The 24,167-nt window shown below is 61.6% G+C and carries 26 protein-coding genes; 10 read left to right on the top strand and 16 right to left on the bottom strand.

Annotated elements, in window-relative coordinates; all coding sequences use genetic code 11:
• Positions 1-15: 15 nt before the first annotated feature.
• Positions 16-804 carry a glutamate racemase gene (gene murI, locus LGH82_RS07415; RefSeq protein ID WP_227347904.1) on the bottom strand — a complete coding sequence of 263 codons (789 nt, stop codon included), beginning with the start codon at positions 802-804 and terminating at the stop codon, positions 16-18.
• On the bottom strand, positions 797-1,630 hold the full coding sequence (locus LGH82_RS07420) for an RNA methyltransferase (RefSeq protein WP_264484366.1): 834 nt from the start codon (positions 1,628-1,630) through the stop codon (positions 797-799). The genes murI and LGH82_RS07420 overlap by 8 nt, the downstream gene beginning before the upstream one ends.
• Here LGH82_RS07420 and LGH82_RS07425 point away from each other — a divergent pair.
• The 4 genes from LGH82_RS07425 to LGH82_RS07440 all read left to right on the top strand — a co-directional run bounded on the left by LGH82_RS07425 (position 1,614) and on the right by LGH82_RS07440 (position 4,581).
• Positions 1,614-1,823: a hypothetical protein gene (locus tag LGH82_RS07425; protein ID WP_227349757.1), complete on the top strand. Its 210-nt coding sequence runs from the start codon at positions 1,614-1,616 to the stop codon at positions 1,821-1,823. The genes LGH82_RS07420 and LGH82_RS07425 overlap by 17 nt on opposite strands.
• A gap of 110 nt (positions 1,824-1,933) precedes the next feature.
• Entirely contained in the window at positions 1,934-3,145 is a 1,212-nt protein-coding gene (locus LGH82_RS07430) for an NADP-dependent isocitrate dehydrogenase (protein WP_227347905.1), read from the top strand.
• 24 nt (positions 3,146-3,169) lie between these two features.
• The gene (locus LGH82_RS07435) at positions 3,170-3,796 is read left to right on the top strand and encodes a glutathione S-transferase family protein (protein WP_227347906.1); all 627 of its coding nucleotides are present in this window, start codon (positions 3,170-3,172) and stop codon (positions 3,794-3,796) included.
• The gene (locus tag LGH82_RS07440; protein ID WP_227347907.1) at positions 3,793-4,581 is read left to right on the top strand and encodes a hypothetical protein; all 789 of its coding nucleotides are present in this window, start codon (positions 3,793-3,795) and stop codon (positions 4,579-4,581) included. The genes LGH82_RS07435 and LGH82_RS07440 overlap by 4 nt, the downstream gene beginning before the upstream one ends.
• Positions 4,582-4,710: 129 nt before the next feature.
• Here the strand turns inward: LGH82_RS07440 and LGH82_RS07445 are convergent, their stop codons facing one another.
• The 4 genes from LGH82_RS07445 to recA form a co-directional block, all read right to left on the bottom strand.
• Complete coding sequence (locus LGH82_RS07445) at positions 4,711-5,190, bottom strand: DUF2269 family protein (protein WP_227347908.1); 480 nt, start codon at positions 5,188-5,190, stop codon at positions 4,711-4,713.
• Entirely contained in the window at positions 5,187-6,482 is a 1,296-nt protein-coding gene (locus LGH82_RS07450; RefSeq protein ID WP_227347909.1) for an SDR family oxidoreductase, read from the bottom strand. Before LGH82_RS07450 ends, LGH82_RS07445 begins: the two co-directional genes overlap by 4 nt.
• A gap of 10 nt (positions 6,483-6,492) precedes the next feature.
• Positions 6,493-9,159: an alanine--tRNA ligase gene (alaS, locus tag LGH82_RS07455; protein ID WP_227347910.1), complete on the bottom strand. Its 2,667-nt coding sequence runs from the start codon at positions 9,157-9,159 to the stop codon at positions 6,493-6,495.
• A gap of 285 nt (positions 9,160-9,444) precedes the next feature.
• On the bottom strand, positions 9,445-10,542 hold the full coding sequence (gene recA / locus LGH82_RS07460; RefSeq protein WP_227347911.1) for a recombinase RecA: 1,098 nt from the start codon (positions 10,540-10,542) through the stop codon (positions 9,445-9,447).
• Positions 10,543-10,919: 377 nt separating this feature from the next.
• On the opposite strand from recA, the gene LGH82_RS07465 reads away from it, so the two are divergent.
• Positions 10,920-11,864 carry a carbohydrate kinase family protein gene (locus LGH82_RS07465; protein WP_227347912.1) on the top strand — a complete coding sequence of 315 codons (945 nt, stop codon included), beginning with the start codon at positions 10,920-10,922 and terminating at the stop codon, positions 11,862-11,864.
• Positions 11,865-11,940: 76 nt separating this feature from the next.
• Positions 11,941-12,858, top strand: a complete 918-nt coding sequence (locus tag LGH82_RS07470) for a pseudouridine-5'-phosphate glycosidase (protein WP_227347913.1) — start codon at positions 11,941-11,943, stop codon at positions 12,856-12,858.
• A 12-nt stretch (positions 12,859-12,870) separates the two neighbouring features.
• On the opposite strand, the gene LGH82_RS07475 is transcribed toward LGH82_RS07470, so the two are convergent.
• Complete coding sequence (locus LGH82_RS07475; RefSeq protein WP_227347914.1) at positions 12,871-13,194, bottom strand: TfoX/Sxy family protein; 324 nt, start codon at positions 13,192-13,194, stop codon at positions 12,871-12,873.
• An 89-nt stretch (positions 13,195-13,283) separates the two neighbouring features.
• Between LGH82_RS07475 and LGH82_RS07480 the strand changes: the two genes are divergently transcribed.
• Positions 13,284-13,781, top strand: coding sequence for a GFA family protein (locus LGH82_RS07480; protein ID WP_227347915.1), 498 nt, complete (start codon positions 13,284-13,286; stop codon positions 13,779-13,781).
• A gap of 33 nt (positions 13,782-13,814) precedes the next feature.
• On the opposite strand, the gene sufA is transcribed toward LGH82_RS07480, so the two are convergent.
• Positions 13,815-14,195 carry a Fe-S cluster assembly scaffold SufA gene (sufA, locus tag LGH82_RS07485; RefSeq protein WP_013532156.1) on the bottom strand — a complete coding sequence of 127 codons (381 nt, stop codon included), beginning with the start codon at positions 14,193-14,195 and terminating at the stop codon, positions 13,815-13,817.
• A 207-nt stretch (positions 14,196-14,402) separates the two neighbouring features.
• Here sufA and LGH82_RS07490 point away from each other — a divergent pair, with 207 nt between their 5' ends.
• Positions 14,403-14,987 (top strand): hypothetical protein, encoded by a 585-nt coding sequence (locus LGH82_RS07490; protein WP_227347916.1) that lies wholly within the window; start codon positions 14,403-14,405, stop codon positions 14,985-14,987.
• A 6-nt stretch (positions 14,988-14,993) separates the two neighbouring features.
• Here LGH82_RS07490 and LGH82_RS07495 read toward each other — a convergent pair whose 3' ends face one another.
• The 7 genes from LGH82_RS07495 to LGH82_RS07525 form a co-directional block, all read right to left on the bottom strand.
• On the bottom strand, positions 14,994-15,386 hold the full coding sequence (locus LGH82_RS07495) for an SUF system Fe-S cluster assembly protein (protein ID WP_227347917.1): 393 nt from the start codon (positions 15,384-15,386) through the stop codon (positions 14,994-14,996).
• Positions 15,387-15,391: 5 nt separating this feature from the next.
• Complete coding sequence (locus LGH82_RS07500) at positions 15,392-16,633, bottom strand: cysteine desulfurase (RefSeq protein ID WP_227347918.1); 1,242 nt, start codon at positions 16,631-16,633, stop codon at positions 15,392-15,394.
• Positions 16,634-16,748: 115 nt separating this feature from the next.
• Positions 16,749-18,017, bottom strand: a complete 1,269-nt coding sequence (gene sufD / locus LGH82_RS07505) for a Fe-S cluster assembly protein SufD (RefSeq protein ID WP_227347919.1) — start codon at positions 18,015-18,017, stop codon at positions 16,749-16,751.
• A 25-nt stretch (positions 18,018-18,042) separates the two neighbouring features.
• Entirely contained in the window at positions 18,043-18,798 is a 756-nt protein-coding gene (gene sufC, locus LGH82_RS07510) for a Fe-S cluster assembly ATPase SufC (protein WP_227347920.1), read from the bottom strand.
• A gap of 27 nt (positions 18,799-18,825) precedes the next feature.
• Positions 18,826-19,065, bottom strand: a complete 240-nt coding sequence (locus LGH82_RS07515) for a hypothetical protein (RefSeq protein ID WP_227347921.1) — start codon at positions 19,063-19,065, stop codon at positions 18,826-18,828.
• On the bottom strand, positions 19,062-20,579 hold the full coding sequence (gene sufB / locus LGH82_RS07520) for a Fe-S cluster assembly protein SufB (protein WP_227347922.1): 1,518 nt from the start codon (positions 20,577-20,579) through the stop codon (positions 19,062-19,064). The genes LGH82_RS07515 and sufB overlap by 4 nt, the downstream gene beginning before the upstream one ends.
• A 186-nt stretch (positions 20,580-20,765) precedes the next feature.
• The gene (locus LGH82_RS07525; protein ID WP_227347923.1) at positions 20,766-21,929 is read right to left on the bottom strand and encodes a cysteine desulfurase family protein; all 1,164 of its coding nucleotides are present in this window, start codon (positions 21,927-21,929) and stop codon (positions 20,766-20,768) included.
• Positions 21,930-22,166: 237 nt separating this feature from the next.
• Here LGH82_RS07525 and LGH82_RS07530 point away from each other — a divergent pair, with 237 nt between their 5' ends.
• Together LGH82_RS07530 and LGH82_RS07535 are read left to right on the top strand one after the other, a co-directional pair.
• The gene (locus LGH82_RS07530) at positions 22,167-22,841 is read left to right on the top strand and encodes an alpha/beta hydrolase (protein WP_227347924.1); all 675 of its coding nucleotides are present in this window, start codon (positions 22,167-22,169) and stop codon (positions 22,839-22,841) included.
• A 19-nt stretch (positions 22,842-22,860) separates the two neighbouring features.
• The gene (locus tag LGH82_RS07535) at positions 22,861-23,505 is read left to right on the top strand and encodes an FMN-binding negative transcriptional regulator (RefSeq protein WP_227347925.1); all 645 of its coding nucleotides are present in this window, start codon (positions 22,861-22,863) and stop codon (positions 23,503-23,505) included.
• 5 nt (positions 23,506-23,510) lie between these two features.
• Here LGH82_RS07535 and LGH82_RS07540 read toward each other — a convergent pair whose 3' ends face one another.
• Positions 23,511-24,122 (bottom strand): phosphatase PAP2 family protein, encoded by a 612-nt coding sequence (locus tag LGH82_RS07540; RefSeq protein ID WP_227347926.1) that lies wholly within the window; start codon positions 24,120-24,122, stop codon positions 23,511-23,513.
• Between the last annotated feature and the right edge of the window lie 45 nt (positions 24,123-24,167).

Consider the following 24,167-nt stretch of genomic DNA (forward strand, 5'->3'; position numbering starts at 1 on the left):
AACCAACTCACCACATCAGGCAACCGTCAGGCCAAAACCCTGCATCAGCCGGCTGGTGGCGAAATCCGCCTTGCCGGATGTGAAGACGGCAATGTCGGGCTCGCCTACCGGCAACGGCCCATCGACGGGTGCCAACAGCGACATGGCGCGGCGGGCGATCGCCTCGGCCGGATCGATCCAGTCAACCGGCCAGGGCGCGGTCTTGCGCATGCGGTTGGCCAAGAATGGATAATGCGTGCAACCGAGCACGACGATATCGGTACGGGCGCCGTCCTTCTCGACAAAGCACGGCGCGATCTCCTCGCGAACGATCTCCTCGTCGACGAATCCCTGGCGCATGTAGATTTCGGCCAGCGGCGCCAGCCGGTCCGATCCGACCAGCCGCACGTGGCATTTCTGCGCCCATTTGCCGATCAGGTCGCGCGTGTACTGACGCTTCACCGTACCCGGCGTCGCCAGCACGGAAACCAGGCCCGAGCGCGTGCGCTCCGCCGCCGGCTTGATGGCCGGCACCGTGCCGACAAAGGGATGGCCGGGGAATTTTTGACGCAACGCGTCAATCACCAGCGTCGAGGCGGTGTTGCAGGGAATGACCGAGATCTCCGGCTGGAATTTTTCCAGCAGCGCACCGAACAGGCCAAGGATGTGAGCGCTGAGGGCCGGCTCCTCCCAGGCGCCATAAGGGAAAGCGGCGTCATCGGCGACATAGACAAAGCGGCGGTCGGGCATCAGCACGCGCGCCTCGCGCAGCACGGTGAGCCCGCCGATGCCGGAATCGAACATCAGGATCGGACGTTCAGTCATTGTCGGTTCCCCTGCCGCCCGGCGGCGGCGTGTCATTGTCGTCGCCATTGGCGTCCGGCGCCTGGCCAGCCGCTTCCGCCTTGCGGGCACGCGCCGCCGCTGCTGGCAACCGTCTTGGATCATCCCCTGGTGATCCATCGCCGCGAGGCATTGCCGGCGAGAACCTGTCAAGCGACGAGATGATGCCGCGCAGAACCTTGAGTTCCGGCTCTGCGAAGCCGGCGCGCGTCAGCACGGCGCGCAGATTATCGACCATCTTCGGCTTCTTCGGCGCTGGCCGAAAATAGCCGCGCGCTTCGAGTGCGCCTTCGAGGTAGGCGAACAGGCCGTGCAGCTCTTCCTTGCTTGCTGGCTTCATCTCTGGACCGGTAAAATTGGTCTTGGTGTCGTCCTCAAGGCCGGATTTCATCCATTCATAGGACATCAGCAGCGCCGCCTGGGCGATGTTGAGCGACGAGAAATCAGGATCGACCGGAAAGGTGACGATCTCGTCGGCAAGGCCGACCTCGTCATTGTAGAGGCCGAAGCGCTCGCGCCCGAACAGGATGCCGGTGCGCTCCCCCATTCCATGACGGGCGCGGAGCATCCTGCCCGCCTCGACCGGGCCTCGAACGGATTTGAAGCCGTCACGCTGCCTGGCCGTGGTGGCGAAAACGAAATTCAGGTCGGCAAGCGCCGAGGCCAGATCGTCGAATACTTTCACTGCGTCGATGACATGGTCGGCACGACTGGCGGCAGCACGCGCCTTCTCGCTCGGCCAGCCATCACGCGGATTGACGAGGCGCAGCTCCGACAGGCCGAAATTGGCCATGGCGCGTGCGACCATGCCGATGTTCTCGCCGAGCTGCGGCTCGACCAAGATGATGGCCGGGCCTGCGGATGGAATGGTAGTGGCGTCTTCAGTGGCTGGCATGATTATCAATGAACTGCTGTTTGCGGCATTTCAGCGTTCCCTGCCATATTCGGGCGTGAAAATGAAGCATTCGCAAATGACGACCGTGCTCGCCGCCAATTCGTGACCGATCGCTGTTTGCACGGCCAAAAACGCTTTGATATACGGGCGGCTTCCCCCGGCCGAACGCCACGCGGGCAAGGCCGTCCCATATTCCAGCAACGAGGCATTCTTTCCATGGCGAAGATCAAGGTGGCGAACCCGGTCGTCGAACTCGACGGCGACGAGATGACCCGCATCATCTGGCAGTTCATCAAGGACAAGCTGGTCCACCCCTATCTCGACCTCAAGCTCGAATATTACGACCTCGGCATCGAGCATCGCGACGCCACCAACGACCAGGTGACCATCGATTCGGCCAATGCCATCAAGAAATACGGCGTCGGCGTGAAATGCGCGACGATCACCCCCGACGAGCAGCGCGTCGAGGAATTCAAGCTGAAGAAGATGTGGAAGTCGCCGAACGGCACCATCCGCAACATCCTCGGCGGCACCATCTTCCGCGAGCCGATCATCATGAAGAACGTACCGCGCCTGGTGCCCGGCTGGACCAAGCCGATCATCGTCGGCCGCCACGCCTTCGGCGACCAGTACCGCGCCACCGATTTCCGCTTCCCCGGCAAGGGCAAGCTGACGATCAAATTCGTCGGCGAGGACGGCCAGGTGATTGAACATGATGTGTACGACGCGCCCGGCGCCGGCGTCGCCATGGCCATGTACAATCTCGACGACTCGATCCGCGAGTTCGCCCGCGCCTCGCTGAACTACGGCCTGCTGCGCAACTATCCGGTCTATCTCTCGACCAAGAACACCATCCTCAAGGCCTATGACGGTCGCTTCAAGGACATTTTCCAGGAAGTCTACCAGGCCGAGTTCGAAGCCGAGTTCAAGTCGAAGAAGCTCTGGTATGAGCACCGCCTGATCGACGACATGGTGGCCTCCAGCCTGAAATGGTCGGGCGGCTATGTCTGGGCCTGCAAGAACTATGATGGTGACGTGCAGTCCGACACGGTTGCGCAGGGTTTTGGTTCGCTTGGCCTGATGACCTCGGTGCTGATGACGCCGGACGGCAAGACGGTGGAAGCCGAAGCCGCGCACGGTACCGTCACCCGTCACTATCGCCAGCACCAGAAGGGCGAGGAAACCTCGACCAACTCGATCGCCTCGATCTTCGCCTGGACGCGCGGCCTCGCGCATCGCGCCAAGCTCGACGACAATGCCGAACTGAAGCGCTTCGCCGAGACGCTGGAAAAAGTCTGCATCCAGACGGTCGAGTCCGGCTTCATGACCAAGGACCTGTCGCTGCTGATCGGCCCCGACCAGCCCTGGCTGTCGACCACCGGCTTCCTCGACAAGATCGACGAGAACCTACAGAAGGCCATGGCGTAAAGAGCCAAGACCCGGGGGGAAAAAATGGCCAAGCCGGTCGTCTACGGCGCGGACTACAGCGTTTATGTGCGCATCGTCCGGCTTGCTCTCGAGGAAAAGGGCGTCGCGTACGAGCTGATGCCGGTCGACGTCTTCGCGGCGGACGGCGTGCCCGGCTGGTATCTCGAACATCATCCGTTCGGCCGCATCCCGGCCTTCGAGCATGACGGCTTTCGCCTCTTCGAGACCAGCGCCATTGCCCGCTATGTCGATGAGGGCTTTGCAGGACCCGCCCTGCAGCCGACGGATGCTCGCGCCCGCGCCACCATGAACCAGATGATCGGCCTGCTCGATGCCTATGCGTATCGGCCGATGGTCTGGGATGTCGCCGTCGAGCGGCTGGAGAATCCGGCGCCTGACGAGGCCCTGATCGCCAGGGGACTTCAACAGGCAGCGACCACACTGCGGGTGCTTTCGTCGCTGAAAGCTCCCGGGCCGTGGTTGATGGGAGCCGGGCTGACGCTGGCCGATCTGCATGCCGCGCCGATCATCGGTTATTTTCTCAATGTCGCCGAGGGGCAAAGCCTGCTGGCCGAATTTCCCGATATTCAGGCATGGTGGAACGGCTTTGCGCAGCGCGCGAGCTTTGCCCACACGCGGAAGTCCGGATGATGCGCGCTGTTCATCTGAGCTACGCCACCGCGAATCTCTCCCAAGCCACCAAACTTCTGCTGAAAAGCGCTGGACGGTTCGGCCTCGACAGCCGCATTTACACGCCGGAGCATCCCGTCTTGGCAGATCTGAGGCAGAAGCACCCGTCGATCATGGCTGAGCCACGCGGTGCCGGCTATTGGCTCTGGAAACCCTCTATCATCCTGGACGTGCTGAACAGCGTGCCGGACGGAACGGCGGTTCTGTACACGGACGTGGCAATTACGTTTGTTGCCGATCCCGCCCCGCTAATGTTGCTCACCAAAGAACATCCGGTATGTCTCTTCAAGATGAGCGGGCCGATGCTGCAGGGCACATGGACCAAGCGCGACTGCTTCGTCGAAATGAGCGCCGATACCGACGAATTCTGGTCGATGCCGCAGCTATGGGCTGGAATGCAGCTTTATCGGGCCGGTCCGGAAGCGCGGCGGTTTGTATCATTGCTGGCAGAAGCCATGGCCAGCGAGACGCGCCTCACCGACAAGCCGAACGTCCATGGCCTGCCAAACCTGCCGGACTTCGTCGAGCATCGGCATGATCAATCGGTTCTGACTATCCTTGCCAGGCAGCAGGGTGCCGCGATCTTTCGCGACCCGTCGCAATGTTGGGATTCTCCTTCCGCGCCGGCTTCAGAAACGCCGTTTGACCAGACTGTCTTTCTTCACAGGACGCGAAACCAGCCGCTTCACAAATGGCTGAGCAAGCGGCTGCGCCGCAAATACACGGGTGGGCGAGGTTTCCTCTGAGGGTGCCTCGTCAGTCGACGCCGCGCCGCAAACACAGGAACGCCGACAGATGGGTCCTGCCGAGCTTCGGACCAATACGACACCAGCGCTGCTTGATGGAGTCCATCACAGAATCCTCGGGACAGTGACCTAGAGATTGATCGCCGGCCGGGTGACCATCAGCCAGAGGATCGCAAGTACGGCGGCAAAAGCAGGAAAGCCGCAAGCGAACCATATGCGAAAAAGGCGCTTCTCCTCGGCGGGCAGCGGTCCATTCTCGATGACCGCCTGCCGCGCCAGATTTCGTATCCGAATCTGAATCCAGACGACAGGCAGCCAGAACAAACCCGTCGCGACATAGAGCAGCAAGGACAGCACAATCCAGCCTTCGGACAGCGGCCAACCCGTTGCCCGTGCCAGAAGCACGCCGGTGATCGGCTGCACCACGACGGCCGTTGCCGTGAATATGGTGTCCGCGATGACGACCGTGCCCGCGACATGGGCGACGAGATCGGGCCGGGCGGTACGCTGCGCCATCAGCATGAAGAAGGCGATCCCTGCGCCGGTGCCAAAGAGAACCGTGGCACCGATGATATGCGCCCAGCGCAATATGTCGACCAAGAGGCTCATCGCTCGTCGAGCACCGCCAGCGCCACAAGGACCAGACAAAGCGTTGGGATCGTCTTGACCAGCGGTCCCAGCGGAGCGAGCCAGAGTTCGGGAACGAGAAGCGTCGCCGCCGCCAGATAAAATACCGTGATCGCGATCATCGCCAGCAGCGCGTGCCGGGCGAAGGGCCGGACCACAACCGCCGCGCCGACAAGGATATCCGCGGCACTGCCGGCTAGAACCGACATATGGGCGAAATTCCCCGGCACGCCGTGCGAAACAAGAATGTCCGCCGCCTCCTCCTGCCGGATCAGGCCGATGATACCCGAAACAAGCCAGAATATCGACAGACAGGCCAGGATGACAGGCTTGACCAGCCAGAGCCGCGCGAACCACCGCTCCTGAACATTTGCGGGCATGTCGGCCAGCGTTGCTTCCAGCGGCTGGAGCGGATGGCCGGAAATTTCGTTCCAGGGCGCGGCATTGCCTGTAACGCCACGAGCCAGCGCGGAAAGTGCCGCGCTTCGCAGAGGAGATCGCCAGCCAAGGGTGCCAAGGCCATCGGCAACGGCGCTCGCAAGCCGGCCGAGAATGGCCGGCATTGGCACGACCTTCGCCGGCGGCAGACCAAGCCATGCACGAAAGGCAAGCAGGACATCGGCGAGAGACCTGGTATTGCCCTCGACGAGATCGATGACAAGGTTGGGCGGCAGAGATCCGGCGACCGCATGTGAGACCGCTCCGGCAACGTCGGCCACCGATACTGTCTGGATCGGCTGGCGCGACATGACGGCCGGAACAAAACCGGGGAAGGCCGCAAGGGCTCGCAAAAGCGCGGTTCCCCCATAGGCGGCGGGCGCGATCACCAAACCCGGCCGCAGGATAGTCCAGTCCAACGAGGAGCTTGCAACGGCCCTGTCGCCTTCCGCCTTGGTGCTGAAAAAGGGATTTGCCGAAGACAGGTCGGCGCCAATCGCGGAAATCTGCACCAAACGGCTGATACCGGCCTGCTCACATGCCGCGACCAGCGCTACCACGGAGCGCCGGTGGATGGCATCGAGACGGTCGCGCGGGCCGTCTTGCAAGGCGCCCGCCGCATTCACGACCGCATCCATGCCCGCAAGCACCCGCAGCCAATCTTCAGCGCCAAGCAGTTGCGACATGTCGGCCGCGATCCAGCGAACCGCTGGCCTGCGTCGTTCCGCGCTCTGAACATCGCGACCGAGTCCGGTCACGTGATGACCGTCGCCAAGCAAACGGCCGACGATTGCGTCCCCGATCAAACCATAGCCGCCGAGGACGAGAATGTTCATGTCGCGGCTTTCAGGCGGCTTCCAGCGCAGCCCTTACCGCGGCAATCGCATCATTGGCCTTCGAGGCATCCGGGCCACCGGCTTGGGCCATGTCGGGCCGGCCGCCGCCGCCTTGCCCGCCCAATGCGGCGGACGCCACGCGCACCAGATCGACAGCGCTGAAGCGGCCGACAAGATCATCGGTGACGGCGACGACAACGCTGGCCTTGTTGTCCTCGCCGGCGCCGACGAAGACGACGACCCCGGAGCCCAGTGAGGTCTTGCCGGCATCGGCGAGCGGCTTCAGATCCTTTGGCGAGACACCGGAGACGGCCTTGCCGAGGAAACCGACGCCGGCGACCGTCTCGTTTTCCGACGGCGCGCCCGCGGCGGCCCCACCGCCCAGCGCCAGTTTCTTGCGCGCTTCGGTCAGTTCCTTCTCGAGTTTCTTGCGCTCGTCGAGCAGCGCCTCGACACGCGCCGGCACGTCGGCCGGCGAGATCTTCAGCGTTGACGCGACGGATTTCAAACGACGGTCCTGTTCGTCGAGATGCCTTCGCGCCGCCTCTCCCGTCAGCGCCTCGATGCGGCGTACGCCAGCAGCGACCGCGCTGTCCGACACGACACGCACCAAACCGATATCACCGGTTGCCCTGACATGCGTGCCACCGCAGAGCTCGACCGAATAGGGTCGGTTGGCCTTGGCGCCATGCAAGCCCGTGCCCATCGACACGACGCGCACTTCATCACCGTACTTCTCGCCAAACAGCGCCATGGCGCCCTCGGCGATGGCGTCATCAACCGACATCAGGCGTGTGGTTACCGAGCCATTCTGAACGACGATCTCGTTCGCCATGCGCTCGACCTCTTCAAGATCCTCGGGCGAAATGGGCTTGTTGTGCGAGATGTCGAAGCGCAGGCGCTCGGGTGCGACCAGCGAACCTTTCTGCGCGACATGGGTGCCCAGCACCTCGCGCAGCGCTTCGTGGATCAGGTGCGTCGCGGAATGGTTCGCGCGCAACCTGGTGCGGCGCGCATGGTCGACCTTGAGTTCGACGGCCGCGCCCGTCTTGACCGTGCCGCTGGCCACCTTGCCGACATGGACGAACAGTCCATCGGCCTTCTTCTGCGTGTCGAAGATCTCGATCGAGAACCCCTCGCCTGAGATGACACCGGTGTCGCCCATCTGGCCACCCGACTCGCCATAGAACGGCGTCTGGTTGACGACCACGGCAACCGCGTCACCCTTGCCGGCGCTGTCGACGGTCTTGCCATCCCTGACCAGCGCCTGGATGATACCTTCCGCCTGCTCGGTCTCGTAGCCGAGGAACTCGGTGGCGCCCGCCTTCTCGCGCACCGGGAACCAGATCGTCTCCGTGGCCGCGTCGCCGGAGCCCGCCCAATGAGCGCGCGCCTCGGTCTTCTGCCGTTCCATGGCATTGGTGAAGCCGGCAAGATCAACCGAGATGCTGCGCTGGCGCAGCGCGTCCTGCGTCAAATCGAGCGGGAATCCGTATGTGTCGTAGAGCTTGAAGGCGGTCTCGCCATCCAGCATGTCGCCGGCATGCAGCTCTTCCGTCGCCTCCGAAAGCAAGCCCAGGCCGCGCACCAACGTCTTGCGGAACCGCGTTTCCTCGAGCTTCAGCGTCTCGGTGATCAGCTGTTCGCCGCGCACCAGTTCCGGATAGGCCTGGCCCATCTCGCGCACCAGCGCGGGCACCAGACGCCACATCAAGGGATCACGGGCGCCGAGCAACTGCGCGTGGCGCATGGCGCGGCGCATGATGCGGCGCAGGACATAACCCCGGCCTTCGTTCGACGGCAGTACGCCATCGGCCACCAGGAAGGAGGACGAGCGCAGATGATCCGCAATGACGCGGAAGGACGCGACCGTCTCCTTGTCGGGACCGTGCCCGATAGCCGATGAAGCGGCATCGATCAGATGACGGAAGAGATCGGTTTCGAAGACGCTTTCCACTCCTTGCAGGATGGACGCCATGCGCTCCAGGCCCATGCCGGTGTCGATCGATGGGCGCGGCAGGTCGATGCGCTCCTCCTTCGTCACCTGTTCATACTGCATGAACACCAGGTTCCAGAATTCGAGAAACCGGTCGCCGTCCTCTTCCGGGCTGCCGGGAGGGCCGCCCCAGATGTGTTCGCCCCGATCAATGAATATCTCCGAGCACGGCCCGCAAGGTCCGGTGTCGCCCATCGCCCAGAAATTGTCTGATGTCGCGATGCGGATGATGCGGTCGTCGGAAAAGCCGGCGATCTTCTTCCAGAAGCCGACAGCCTCGTCGTCGGTGTGATAGACGGTGACCAGCAGCTTGTCCTTGTTCAGCCCGAATTCCTTGGTGATCAGGTTCCAGGCAAGCTCGATGGCGCGCTCCTTGAAATAGTCGCCAAAGGAGAAATTGCCGAGCATCTCGAAGAAGGTCAGGTGGCGCGCTGTGTAGCCGACATTGTCCAGATCATTGTGCTTGCCGCCGGCGCGAACGCTCTTCTGGGCGGTCGAGGCACGCGTATAGGGTCGCTTCTCAAGACCCGTGAAGACGTTCTTGAACTGAACCATGCCGGCATTGGTGAACATCAGCGTCGGATCGTTGCGCGGCACAAGCGGGCTCGACGCGATGATCTCGTGACCCTCCTTGCGGAAGTAGTCGAGAAATGTCGACCGGATCTCGTTCACGCCACTCATGAATGCTGCCTTTTCGAGAGAACCGCCGGGAAGACCCAGCGGAAATTGGGCTTTGCGTTTTTAGAAGATAGACTTTTTCAGAAGATAGACTTTGGCCTTTTAGCGATCACGCCGCACCCTGTCCAGAAACACGGAATGGGTCCAGATCGTGCCCGTTACCGGCGGATCGGATCGGCCAAAACGCAAAACCGCCGACCCGAAGGCCGGCGGCTTGAAACGCATCGATACACAAACGCAATCGGGAATACACGAACTCAATATGTGGTTGCTGGCATTGCCCGCCTACTACATCGCGCCGGCTTCGTCCTCGAAACCGTCGTCGCCACCTTCGGAGCCGCCATCCTCGAGGAACTTCTCGGCGATCAGACCAGCGTTCTGCCTGAGTGCCAGTTCGATCTCGCGCGCCGTGTCGGGATTGTCGCGCAGAAACAGTTTCGCGTTCTCGCGGCCTTGGCCGAGACGCTGCGAATTGTAGGAGAACCAGGCACCCGACTTCTCGACCACACCGGCCTTGACGCCGAGATCGACCAGTTCGCCGGTCTTGGACACGCCTTCGCCATACATGATGTCGAACTCGACCACCTTGAAGGGCGGCGCCAGCTTGTTCTTGACCACCTTGACGCGGGTCTGGTTGCCTACGACCTCGTCACGATCCTTGACCGAGCCGATGCGGCGGATGTCCAGGCGTACCGAAGCATAGAATTTCAGCGCGTTGCCGCCGGTGGTGGTTTCGGGCGAGCCAAACATGACGCCGATCTTCATGCGGATCTGGTTGATGAAGATGACCATGGTGTTGGAACGCGAGATCGAGGCGGTCAGCTTGCGCAGCGCCTGGCTCATCAGGCGGGCCTGCAGGCCGGGCAGCGAATCGCCCATCTCGCCTTCGATTTCAGCACGCGGCGTCAGAGCCGCGACCGAATCGACCACCAGCACATCGATGGCGCCGGAGCGCACCAGCGTGTCGCATATCTCCAGCGCCTGCTCGCCGGTGTCAGGCTGCGAGATCAAAAGGTTCTCCAGATCGACGCCGAGCTTGCGGGCATAGACCGGGTCGAGCGCGTGCTCGGCATCGACGAAGGCGCAGATGCCGCCCTTCTTCTGGGCTTCGGCAATCGTGTGCAGCGCCAGCGTCGTCTTGCCCGAGCTTTCCGGCCCGTAAATCTCGACGATGCGGCCGCGCGGCAGGCCGCCGACGCCAAGCGCGATGTCGAGGCCAAGCGAGCCGGTCGGCACTGTCTCGATCTCGACTATCTGCTCGTTCGCGCCGAGCCGCATGATCGAGCCCTTGCCGAAAGCCCGCTCGATTTGCGACAGCGCCGCATCCAGAGCCTTTGATTTATCCACCGCTTTGTCCTCTACAAGCCGCAAAGAATTCTGAGCCATGATACATCACCCCTTGGTCGTCAATGAAGGCCGGACAATCCGTTATCCCTGTTGATTTGTACCTTTTTTGTTCTCATTTGGCAATAGTCATTAATGCGTTGAAAAATAATCACTATCCGCATCTGTTCCATTTTTGTTTCAGGATTTTTCCCCATAGCGCCCGGCTTCACCGGTACCGGCCCATTGTCCCACTCTTCCGAATCGCCCCTTCGGTTGCGAGGTTGGGCCGGGCGATCTAGAACGCGTCGTGTCTGAAGAGATTCAGGCAGCCATCTTAAATCTTCCTTCGACGCATGGCGCCTCCTGATCGCTACGCACTTTCGGACGACATGCGTTAGTGTCGGCGCAGCACAAACCGAAAAGGTCATACCGCCAGCATGGTGAAGTCCCCAAGAATCCTTGCCATAGGCGGCGCCCACATTGACCGGCGCGGTCAGGTTTCGGGAGATTATGTGCCCGCGGCGTCAAATCCCGGCACAATGCGCGAGGATGTCGGCGGCGGCGTCTTCAATGCCTTGCGCAGCACCGTGCGGCGCGGCGTATCGGCTTCGTTGCTTTCCGTGCGCGGCGGCGATGCCGCGGCCGACACGGTGTCAGCGGCCATCGACAGGGCGGGTATTTTCGACCTTTCCGCGGTGTTCCTGGATCGGACCACGCCGAGCTATACGGCGCTGCTCGATCGTGACGGCGAGTTGATCGTCGGCTTTGCCGACATGGCGCTCTACGACCTGGCGTTTCCCAAGCAGATCCGCCGCGCCAAGGTGCGCGAGGCCATCAATGCCGCCGATGCTGTCTTCTGCGACGCCAACCTGCCTTCGGCGGCGCTGGAGCGGCTGGCATCGCTTGCCGCCGGCAAGCCGGTTTTCGCGATTGCCATCTCGCCGGCCAAGATCATTCGGTTGATGCCTGTGCTCGACAGGCTGGCTGTCGTGTTCATGAACCGCCGCGAGGCGCTGACACTGGCCGGCGTGGACGCCGTCACGACAGAACAAAGCATCGTCGACGGCCTGCGACGCGCCGGGCTCAAAAGCGGCGTGGTGACGGCGGGCGGCAATCCCATGCTGGGTTTCGATCAGGCCGGCACCTTCTCGATCCTGCCGCCGCCTCCGAGAAAAGTTACGGATGTGACGGGTGCCGGCGACGCCCTGGCTGGCACGACGGTCGCAGCCTTGTTGCATGGCGTGACGTTGCGCGCCGCCTTGCGCGAAGGCATCGCGGCGGCAACACTCGCCATCGAAAGCGCCAATGCCGTTCCGGATTTCAGCGCCGCCACCTTTGCCGCAGCGCTGGCCCTTGTGCCCGATGCGCAGGAAATGGCATGAGACCGGCAAATTCACCGTGCCGAGGCGTCGGTTGCGTGTCCTGGTGGACGCATAGCGCCTCGGATTGGAGATAGACATGACCCCTGAGACCGCCCGCCCCTTCATCGACATTCACGAGCCCGTGGCACAGGCGCTGGCCGCGGGTCGGCCGGTGGTAGCGCTGGAAAGCACCATCATCACCCACGGCATGCCCTACCCCGACAATGGCGCGATGGCCGCGGATGTCGAAAGGATCATCAGCGATGGCGGCGCGGTGCCGGCGACAATCGCCGTCGTTGCAGGCCGCATCAAGATCGGCCTCTCCGATGGCGAGCGGGAGTCGCTGGCGATGACCGGCGACGCGATGAAGCTGTCGCGTGCCGACCTCGGCTTTGCCGTCGCGCAAGGGCGCACCGGCGGTACCACCGTCGCCGCCACCATGATCGCGGCGCATATGGTGGGCATCAAGGTATTCGCCACCGGCGGCATCGGCGGCGTGCACAAGGGCGCCGAAAAGAGTTTCGACATATCAGCCGATCTGGACGAGTTGGCGCGCACGCCTGTCATCGTGGTGTCGGCCGGCGCCAAGGCCATCCTCGACATCGAAAAGACGCTCGAAGTGCTGGAAACGCGCGGCGTTCCGGTTGTCGGCCATGGCTGCGAGATGATGCCGGCCTTCTGGTCGCGCCAGTCGCCGTTCCGCGCGCCGCTGACCTTGCATGCGCCGGAAGACATCGCGCATTTCTACAAGATCCGACAGGCGCTCGGGCTTGGCGGCGGCGTGCTGATCGCCAATCCGGTGCCGGAGAACCACGAGATCCCCGCCGGTGAGATGGCCGGCTATATCGAAGCCGCGCAAAAGGCCGCCGTGGCGCAGAACATCACCGGCAAGGCGGTGACGCCGTTCCTGCTGTCAAAGATCCTCGAACTGACTGGCGGCCGAAGCCTCAAGACCAACATCGCGCTGGTCGAGAACAATGCGCGGCTCGCGGCAAGGATCGCCAAGGCGCTGTAATACCAGGCAGCGCTATTTACCGGCGCGCCGCCCGGCCTCATAGGCCCGGCGCGCCCACACAGCCATCTCTTCCAGATCGTCGAAGGCACTATCGGGAACGCTCCAGTAGGGCATGGAGACCAGCTTGCCATGGCGGGATCCGGTATAGGCCCATTGCGTGCAGCCGGCGGCTTCGAAGTCGCCAGCGCTCTGCTCGTCCGCCTTCAGCATCAATTCGCCGCGCAGCACGATGGCGACAATGACGCCGTCCGAATAGATGCCCTTGCCGCCGAACAGTTTTCGGATGCTGACCGGGCCGAGGCTCTGGAAAAGTTCTTCTATGCGCTCATTGTCCATCCGGCGATCATGTCACCAGGTTTGAGCCATGTCATCGCCGCAACCAAAACGCTGCCGACAAGTTGACGAGAACTCACCGGAGTTTTGCCATGCCGCTTCTGCTCAAGGGTTCCTGCCGGTGCAATGCTGTCCGCTTCGAGGTGGAAAGCCACACGCCGGTGCCGTTCATGCTGTGCTACTGCTCGATCTGCCGCAAACAGCAGGGCGGCGGCGGTTTCGCCATCAATCTCGGCGCCGACAGCGCGACTTTGAACATCCGGGGAAAGAGAAACATCGGCGTCTATCGAGCGAAGATCGAGGACGACGACCATCCGCATTGCGAAGTCTCGTCAGGCGAGCGGAATTTCTGCCGCAAATGCGGGTCGGCGCTGTGGCTCTATGATCCGACCTGGCCGGAGCTGGTACATCCCTTCGCCTCGGCAATCGACAGCGACCTGCCCAAGCCGCCAAGCAAGGTGCATCTGATGCTGAAGTACAAGGCGAACTGGGTCGAGCCTGATGTCGGCAGGGGCGACAAGACATTCGACGTCTATCCGGAGGAATCGATCGCCGACTGGCACAAGCGGACGGGAATGTGGGTGGAGTGATTGTCTTCGCCCCGTTTACGGGAGAACGGAAACTCAGGCCGACGCGCGCGCTTCGGCCAACGCCTTGAGGTCAGCCGGCTTCAACTCGACCGATTCGCCGCAGCCGCAGGCCGAACTCTGGTTCGGGTTGTGGAAGGTGAAGCCGGTGCGCAATGTCGTCTGTTCGAAATCCATCTCGGTGCCGAACAGGAAAAGGGCTGCCTCGGGAGCGACGTAGACATGCGCACCATCGCGCTCGATATGGTCGTCCTTGGTGTTGGGCTCGGTCACGAGATCGACCGTGTATTCCATGCCGGCGCAGCCACCCTTCTTGATGCCCAGGCGAATGCCATGCGCATTGTCACGGGTCGCGACGATCTCGCGGACCCGGTCGGCGGCCTTTTCGGTCATCGTGATGACGGCGAAGCGTCCCATTCTTTTTCTCCGCGTTCACGCAGGTTCAAGGCCTGCGGAATGAGTCTTGCCTTAAAATGGTGAAGATTGTTGGCCGGCGCAACCCCGGAACTGCCAGCGGCCACCATACGCCGTTCGAAAAACCTCACGCGTCAATGCCACGATCTTGATTACCCTAGATTATCCCAGCTGTTAACTTCCTGTCTTGGCATCTTGGGAGGCGCACTCTTGACAGGCAGCAACAAGGCGGCCTCCGAATTTGACGAAGGCACTTTCGATATTGGCGGCATCACCGTTTTTCACAACGACCTGAACATGACACTGGAAAGCCTTTTGGGGCTGATCATACTCTCTATTGCTTTCTCGTTATTTTCTATTGTTATATTCTATACTGCAGATTTATTCGGCGGAATACTTTCTGTTATTTTAAGTTTTTTCCTCTGGGCTCTTGTCGTGCTATTTATCTATCAAATTGTGTGGCAAAAACGCAGAGTCGTTTTGTCTCCCGCCGGTTTGCAAGATTCGAACGTCACAACCGAAACAATTCCATGGTCCGCGGTCGAAAGCGTCAGATCATTACGCGGAGGGCTCTCCATAAAACGCCCGATGGCGGTAATGCTTAAACTGAAACCCAGCGCCGTTGGCACTCTTAAATTTCCCCGGCGAACACGATTCCTTCGTCTGTTAAAGAATGACGAGCTTTGGATTGCGTTCGGGTTTTGGGCAGCCACGCCCGGAGTTCGCCTAAGTTTTGATCGGTTCTCAGGGATAATCAGAGCGTATGCCAGAGCCTATGGTCAAGGCGTCAAATAGGCAGCCTCAATACCAGCCGACCGCCACCTGCGCCTCTTCCGACATGCGGTCGGGCGACCATGGCGGATCGAAGGTCATCTTGACCTCGACGCCGGAAACGCCCTCGACGGCGCCAACGGCATTTTCGACCCAGCCGGGCATTTCGCCGGCCACCGGACAGCCGGGCGCGGTCAACGTCATGTCGATCTTGACCGAGCGGTCGTCTTCGATGTCTATCTTGTAGATGAGACCGAGCTCGTAGATGTCGGCCGGGATTTCCGGGTCGTAGACGGTCTTCAGCGCCGAGACGATGTCGTCGGTCAGCCGCGCCAGTTCGTCGGCGGGGATAGCCGAGGCGGAAACGACGCTCTTGGCGGCGGTATCCGGGGTGGTTTCGGCAGCGATGCTCGCATCATCCATGGTCGTCATCCAAAAAATTTGCGCGCTTTTTCAAGCGCCTCGGCCAAAGCGTCGACTTCGGCCCTGGTATTATACATGCCGAACGATGCCCTGCATGTGGAGGTTACGCCAAACCGTTTCAACAGCGGCTGGGCGCAATGCGTGCCGGCACGTACGGCAACGCCTTGCCTGTCTATCACCATCGACACGTCATGGGCATGAATACCCTGCAGTTCAAAGGAGATGATGGCACCCTTGCCCGGGGCGTCGCCGAAGATGCGCAGCGAGTTGATGGCGCGCAGCCGCTCATGCGCATAGTCCTTCAGATCGGTCTCATGCGCGGCGATGCGGTCGCGGCCAACGCTTTCCATGTAGTCGAGCGCGGCGCCTAGACCGATCGCCTGAACGATCGGTGGCGTGCCGGCCTCGAAACGGTGCGGCGGCTCGTTGTAGGTGACGATGTCTTCCGTCACCTCCTCGATCATTTCGCCGCCACCCATGAAGGGGCGCATGCCCGCAAGAATGTCCTTCTTGCCGTAGAGTACGCCGATGCCTGAGGGGCCGTAGACCTTGTGGCCGGTGAAGACGAAGAAATCGCAGTCGAGATCCTGCACGTCGATCGGCATATGGACAGCGCTCTGGCTGCCGTCGACGAGTACGGGAATTCCACGCGCATGCGCGATGCGCACGATCTCCTTGATCGGCGTCACCGTGCCTAGTGCATTCGACATCTGTGTGATGGCGACCAGCTTGGTGCGGTCGGTCAGGCGCTTCTCGAATTCCTCGATGTGGAAGGCACCGAGGTCGTCGACCGGCACCCATACCAGCTTGGCGCCCTGCCGCTCGCGAATGAAATGCCAGGGGACGATGTTGGAGTGGTGCTCCATGATCGACAGCACGATCTCGTCGCCCTCGCCGATGTTGGGCATGCCATAGCCATAGGCGACCGTGTTGATCGCCGAGGTCGTGTTCGAGGTGAAGATGATGTTGTCCGTGCTCGGCGCGTTGAGGAAGCGACGAACCGTCTCGCGCGCCTTCTCGTAGGCGTCGGTCGCCGCATTGGACAGGAAGTGCAGGCCGCGATGGACGTTGGCGTATTCCTGGCTGTAGGCATGCTGGATCGTATCCAGCACCACCCGCGGCTTCTGCGCCGAAGCGCCATTGTCGAGATAGACCAGCGGCTTGCCGTAGACTTCCCGCGACAGGATCGGGAAATCGCGACGGATCGCTTCGACGTCGTAAGGTATGTTTTCGAGTTTCTGGTCCATCGCCTGTCTTTCAATACCCGGGCTTCAGCGTCAGCCGGCCCTTCGCTATGGCTCCGGGCGTTCGTCGCTCAAAAAGCCAAATCGTTGGCTTTTTGCCGGCTACGCCGACCGCTCCTCACCCATGCGCCACGAACCAGCCATCGAGCCGTGCTTCCAGCGCGTCGACGATGGTTTCGTCGTCCAGTTCCTCGATCACTTCCGCCACGAACGCCTTCACCAGAAGGCCGCGCGCGCTCTTCTCGTCGACACCACGAGCCATCAGATAGAACAGATGGTCGTGGTCGATCTCGGTGACCGTCGCGCCATGGCCGCAGACGACGTCGTCGGCGAAGATTTCAAGTTCCGGCTTGGTCGAGAACTCGCCATCATCAGACAAAAGCAGCGTGTTGCAAGCCATCTTGGCGTTGGTCTTCTGGGCGTATTGATGAACGTTGATGCGGCCCTGGAACACGCCATGCGCCTTGCCCGTCACCACGTTGCGGATGATCTCCGTCGACGTCGTGCGTGGCACGGCATGGTCGAGCACCATGGTCACATCCGTGTGGGTGTCGCCGGCAAGAAGATTGATGCCGCGCAGCTTGAAATCGGCGCCTTCGCCGGTCGTCTTGACCACAATCTCCTGGCGCACCAGCTTGCCACCTGCATTCATGAAGAACAGCGTCAGCTTCGAATTCTTGCCGAGATGCGCCTTGAACTGGGCCAGGTGCGTTGCCGTCTCCGGCTGTTCCTGAACGATCAGCCACGTCACTTCGGCGCCCTCGCCCAGCACTAGCTGGCTGACCGAGCTCGTCAGGCCGCTGCCCTCGCCCGCCTGGCGCTCGACAATGGTCGCCCTGGCATCGGCGCCGACGCGCACCGGAAGGCGCACATGCGTCTGGCCGCCGGCCTGCAGGTTCTGCAATTCGATCGGCTTCTCAAGCTTGGTGCCGTCACCGATGTCGACGAAATAGCCGTCGGCGACGAAAGCGGTGTTCAAGGCGCCGATCGCATCGTCGGTTCCATAGGGATCGAGCCCCGGAGCGATGCTGCCGTCGGTCAGTTTCTCCGTCAGGCGTTGAATGGTGACACCTTCGATAGAAGGCATTTTTGTCGTCGACACCCCGTTGAGGAGGGGCAAAATGGCAGAGCCATCGACGATCGGCGCAACGGCCTTCACGCTGGCTGTCGGATCGAAATCCGGCACCGACGTCAACAGGCGGCGCAGGTCGGTGTAGTGCCAGGATTCGACGCGCCGCGTCGGCAGGCCGCCCTTGATCGCCTCGATCGCGTCGTCGCGCTTCAGCATGACGGCGCCATCACCCGGCAGCAGCGACAAGCGCTCGCCGAAAGCGTCGATGATGGCCGTCTCGGCCAGTGTCCGCTGGGGTTGTGTATGCATATTCATCAGTTTCGCCTTGCCTTCTGGCATCTCACGCGGCTTCGCCGATCACGCCGGCATAGCCATTGGCTTCAAGGTCGAGCGCCAGCGATTTGTCGCCTGATTTGATGACCTGCCCCTTGTAGAGCACGTGCACCGTATCCGGCACGATGTGATCGAGCAGGCGCTGGTAATGGGTGATGACAACGATGGCGCGTTCCGGCGAACGCAGCGCATTGACGCCGTCAGACACGATCTTCAAGGCGTCGATATCGAGGCCGGAATCGGTCTCGTCGAGCACGCAGAGCTTTGGCTCCAGCAACTTCATCTGCAGGATCTCGGCCCGCTTCTTCTCGCCGCCGGAGAAACCAACATTGAGCGGCCGCTTCAGCATCGCCATGTCCATGTTGAGCGACGCCGCTGCTTCCTTCACGCGCCTGAGGAATTCCGGAATCTTCAATGGCTCCTCGCCGCGCGCCTTGCGCTGCTCGTTCATCGCCACTTTCAGGAATTCCATCGTCGCCACGCCCGGTATCTCCATCGGATACTGGAAGGCCAGGAAGATGCCAGCGGTGGCGCGCTCGGCCGGATCCATTTCGAGGATCGACTGGCCATTGTAGAGGATGTCACCCTCGGTGACCTCGTAATCGTCGCGACCCGCGAGAATATAGGACAGCGTCGACTTTCCCGAGCCGTTCGGGCCCATGATGGCGGCGACCTCGCCGGCTTTCACCGTCAGGTTCAGGCCGCGGATGATCTCCGTGCCGGTCGAGGCGATGCGGGCATGCAGGTTCTTGATCTCAAGCATATTCGGTCCGTTTCACAAAGTTTTCGTTCAATGCCAGCGCCAGCGCCATTCGCCGTCGGTTTTGGCTTTTATGAACGGTATGATTGCGCCCGTGAGGGCAAGAATAATGAGGATGGTGAGCCAGGCCGTTAGCCCCTTCGCAATCGTGACCGCCACCACGGCCACAACGACAAGGATGAACAGGCCGACAAAAGCCCAACCCTTCCAGTTGCTGGGCGTCGCGCCATAACCGAAGCGCTTCGGCCTGAACCACGCCTCCCCGGTCATCCCACGCTTCCCTCAAGCGAGATGCCGATCAGCTTCTGCGCTTCGACGGCGAATTCCATCGGCAGTTGCTGGATGACATCCTTGACGAAGCCGTTGACGATCAGCGCGATCGCCTCTTCTTCCGGGATGCCGCGCTGCATGACGTAGAATTTCTGGTCCTCGGAAATCTTCGACGTCGTCGCTTCATGCTCGAACTGCGCCGTCGAGTTCTTGGCTTCCATGTAAGGCACGGTGTGCGCGCCGCACTGGTCGCCGATCAGCAGCGAGTCGCAATTGGTGAAGTTGCGGGCATTGGTTGCCTTGCGATGCGCCGAGACCTGACCGCGATAGGTGTTCTGCGAGAAGCCGGCGGCGATGCCTTTGGAAATGATGCGGCTCGACGTGTTCTTGCCGAGATGGATCATCTTGGTGCCGCTATCGACCTGCTGGTAACCGTTCGAGACGGCGATCGAATAGAACTCGCCTGACGAATCGTCGCCGCGCAGGATGCAGCTCGGATATTTCCAGGTGATGGCCGAACCGGTTTCGACCTGCGTCCACGAGATCTTCGAACGGTCGCCACGGCAGTCGCCGCGCTTGGTGACGAAGTTGTAGATGCCGCCTTTGCCCTCGGCGTCGCCGGGGTACCAGTTCTGCACGGTCGAGTATTTGATCTCGGCATCGTCAAGCGCGACCAGCTCGACGACCGCGGCATGAAGCTGGTTCTCGTCGCGTTGCGGCGCAGTGCAGCCCTCGAGATAGGAGACGTAGGCCCCCTCCTCGGCGATGATCAGCGTGCGCTCGAACTGGCCAGTGTTCTTCTCGTTCATGCGGAAATAGGTCGACAGCTCCATCGGGCAGCGCACGCCCTTGGGCACGAACACGAAGGAACCGTCGGTGAACACGGCGGAATTCAACGTCGCATAATAGTTGTCGGAGGTCGGCACGACTGAACCGAGATACTTCTTCACGAGCTCCGGATGCTCACGGATGGCTTCCGAGATCGAGCAGAAGATGACGCCGGCCTGTGCCAGTTCCTTCTTGAAGGTGGTGACAACGGAAACGGAATCGAACACCGCATCAACAGCGACTCGACCAGATTTGTAGACATTGTCGCTAGGTTCCTCGAGTTCCGAGGCATCGGTCTTCTGCACGCCGGCGAGGATTTCCTGCTCCCTCAACGGGATACCGAGCTTCTCATAGACCTTCAGCAGCTCGGGATCGACATCGCTCAGCGAAGTCGGCCCGGGCGTGCTCTTGGGCGCCGCGTAGAAATAGATGTCCTGAAAATCGATCTTTGGGTAGTGGACGCGCGCCCATGTGGGCTCCTCCAGCGTCAGCCAGCGGCGGTAGGCTTCCAGACGCCATTCCAGCATCCAGGATGGCTCATCCTTCTTCGCCGAGATGAAACGAATGATCTCTTCGCTCAGGCCCTTGGGAGCCTTGTCGACAGCGATTTCGGTCTCGAATCCATATTTGTATTGGTCGACGTCGATCTTTCGGACCCGATCGATCGTGTCCTGCACAGCAGGCATCAGCGTTCTCCATCCACGCCGGGGTCAAGGCCCGACAGTTTTCAAACTATGACAACGCCAAACAGCACCCGAGGCACCGGAGGCGGCGTAAGTTCCATATAGTGCGTTTCCGCCGGAATTTCACCCGGCCAGCTCAAAACGCACGGCTCTACCAGGCCCTGAGGCCCGAATTCATTTCCGCCGCGTTCAAGCGGCTTGTTCCCTGGTCGCCCGGCGGGAGGCTATTCCAGCGAGGGCGGCACGAAACAATGCGATGTCTGCGGTGCTGGTCGCCGCGCCGATCGAAACGCGCAGGGCTCCCAGGCTGTCGCCATGTCCCATGGCCTTCAGCACATGGCTTGGCCCGACCTTGCCCGATGAACAGGCTGAGCCGGCCGACAGGGCGACGCCAGCAAGATCGAAGGCAATCTGCGCCGTTTCAGCCTTGACGCCCGCAATAGCGAAGAATGTCGTATTGGCAAGCCGTGTCGCGCCAGTTCCAAAGATTTCCGCGTCCGGCACCAGGGTTTTCATGATGGCCTCGATCTCGTCGCGGCGATGCCGCACGCCGTCGATGTCCTTCAGCCCGGCCAGCGCTTCCCGCCCCGCCGCCCCAAAGCCAGCAATCCCAGCCAGGTTCTCGGTGCCGCCGCGATGGCCCTTCTCCTGGCCACCACCATTGATCAGCGGCTTCGGCATCATCAGGTCGGACAAGGCGGCGATGGCGCCGACACCCTTGGGGCCGCCGATCTTGTGCGAAGACAGAATCAGATAATCGCCGTAACCCGCTGACATGTCTATGTGAATGCGCCCTGCCGCCTGGACGGCATCAACAATCAGAATGCCACCAGCAGCCTTGACGATCTCAGCGATGCGACCGACTGGCTGGATGACACCGGTCTCGTTATTGGCGGCATGGACAGCCACAAGCGGCAGGCCTTCGGCCTTGTCGTGGGCGGCCAGGGCCGCAGCCAATGCGCCAAGGTCGAGTAAGCCGTTGGCGTCAACGCCAATCCGCATCACCAGCGCGGCCGGAAAGCCTCCGCCATTCAAGATGCAGGGGTGGTCGGCCTTGCAAACGTAGAGACGGCTCATGCGCACCGCGCCGCGTCCCATTCGCCAGTCCGGGGTCAGCAATGTCGAAGCCGCTTCCGTGGCGCCGGAGGTGAACACGATATGCTCGGGCCTGGCGCTTACCAGCGCCGCCACATCGCGCCTGGCATTCTCGATCAGCCGCCGCGCAGCGCGCCCCTCGCCATGGACCGACGACGGGTTGGCCGAGATGTCGAGCGCCGCAACCATGGCCTCACGCGCCGAGGCTAGCAGCGGCGCGCTGGCATTGTAGTCGAGATAGGCGCGTGTCGCGGTCATTTGCCTTCAATTGGTCCCGTCAAAAGCCATTCCGCGAGCGTATCGCGTTATTTCCTTGAAATTCCAAGGCGAGCCGTCCTATTTACGCGGCTTGCGGCGTGGATGGACAAGCTGTTTTTTGGCCATCCAGTTTTGAACAATTCTAAACTAGCTTCTAAGAAGACGCTCGCCCTGCGTCAAGGCCAGAGGAAAAGTTGTTCCGGGCGCCGCGCATTTGTATGCCAAGTGGAGTATTTTATGCCTGAGGTCATTTTCACCGGTCCGGCTGGTCGCCTGGAAGGTCGCTATCAGCCGTCCAAGGAAAAGAGCGCGCCGATCGCCATCGTCCTGCACCCGCACCCACAGTTCGGCGGCACGATGAACAACAAGATTGTCTACGACCTCTTCTATATGTTCCAGAAGCGGAATTTCACCACGCTTCGCTTCAATTTTCGCGGCATTGGACGCAGCCAGGGCGAGTTCGACCACGGCACGGGCGAATTGTCGGACGCCGCCGCGGCGCTCGACTGGGTCCAGTCGCTACATCCGGACTCCAAGAGCTGCTGGGTCGCGGGCTATTCGTTCGGCTCGTGGATCGGCATGCAGCTTCTGATGCGCCGGCCGGAGATCGAAGGCTTCATCTCGATCGCACCGCAGCCCAACACCTATGACTTCTCGTTCCTGGCGCCCTGCCCCTCGTCCGGCCTGATCATCCATGGCGATGCCGACAAGGTCGCGCCGCCAAAGGACGTCCAGGGCCTCGTCGACAAGTTGCACACGCAGAAGGGCATCACCATCACCCAGAAGACTTTGCCGGGAGCGAACCATTTCTTCGCCAACGACGCCGATCTTCTGCTGGAGGAATGCGCCGATTATCTCGACCGCCGGCTTGCCGGCGAATTGTCGGATCCACGGCCGAAGCGGCTGAGGTAGGAAAGGTCAGCGGATCGCGATGTACGAGCCCCCTCTTTTCCAGGAAATACGGCCGGATATGCTGCACGGGCTGCTACGCGCGCACCCGCTTGGCATGCTGATTTCCAATGGATCGGAGGGGCCGGTCGCGAACCTGCTCCCGTTCCTGCTCGACGCCGACTTGTCGCCGAACGGCAGGCTGCGCGCGCATCTTGCCAGGGCCAATCCACAATGGCGTCTTCTGGCGGAGAACCCGGCATCGCCCGTGCTCATCGTTTTCCAGGGTGTGGACAGCTATGTGACGCCATCCTGGTACGAGACCAAGCGCGAGACCGGCAAAGTCGTGCCGACATGGAATTACGCCATGGTCCAGGTGCGCGGCATGGTCAGGGTGATCGAGGACCAGGACTGGCTGGCCCAGCAGATCACCGAGCTGACAGCATCCCAGGAAGGCCGTCGCGAAGCTCCCTGGGCGGTCACCGACGCTCCAGTTCCATTCATCCAGTCGCAGATCAAGGGCATTGTCGGGCTGGAGATCGAGATCACGGACATGCGCGGCAAGTGGAAAGTCAGCCAGAACCGTCCGGTCGCCGATCGCGTTGGCGTCGCCAAGGGCATGGAAAACGACGATAAAACCGAAATGGCCCGTCTGGTGCGGTCCTTCGGCGGCCTGGACAGCCAATAGCTGGCCTATGACGCGTCGCGTTTGACTGGGATGCGCGGGTTCGCCGTAAAACGAAGCCTGAATGTGTCCCTGCAGACCGGCAACCCCACGCGCATCTGCTGGAAGATGAATCCCAGGCGCGCGAACACCAGTGCCACGATGACCGTGCAGCCAATGCCCAGACCGAAGCCTGCGATCGTATCGCTCGGGTAGTGCATCCCGACCACGACACGCGTCACCGCGATCCAAACGGTGAAAGCCACAAGAACATATTTCACCCATCGCGGGGCGAGCAGAAGCAGCATTCCGGCCGCGGAACCGACCATCGTCGCATGGCCGGACGGAAAACTGGCAAAACTGGCGCTGAAGGCAAACGGGTGGAAGGAAAAGACCCCCATATCATCCACATTTGGCCGCGCCCGACCGAAGATGTGCTTGAGAATCGTCACAGCCAGGCCCGACAGGCCGGCGGCACTCAGCATGAAGAAGGCGAAGCTTGTCCAGTTATAGGCAAGCATGCACCATCGTCTCGATAGCGCCTGCCAGTTCAGCAGGTTGGCGGCCATCAGCATTATCGCCGGCGGTATGAGATACCAGCCGCCGAGGCCAAAATCCGTGGAGTGTTCGGCGAGGGCCACGACGCTTGGCGCCAATCCATGCCGCCACCCCGCCGCGGCGGCATC

It is taken from the genome of Mesorhizobium sp. PAMC28654 (assembly GCF_020616515.1).
GTDB lineage: Bacteria > Pseudomonadota > Alphaproteobacteria > Rhizobiales > Rhizobiaceae > Mesorhizobium.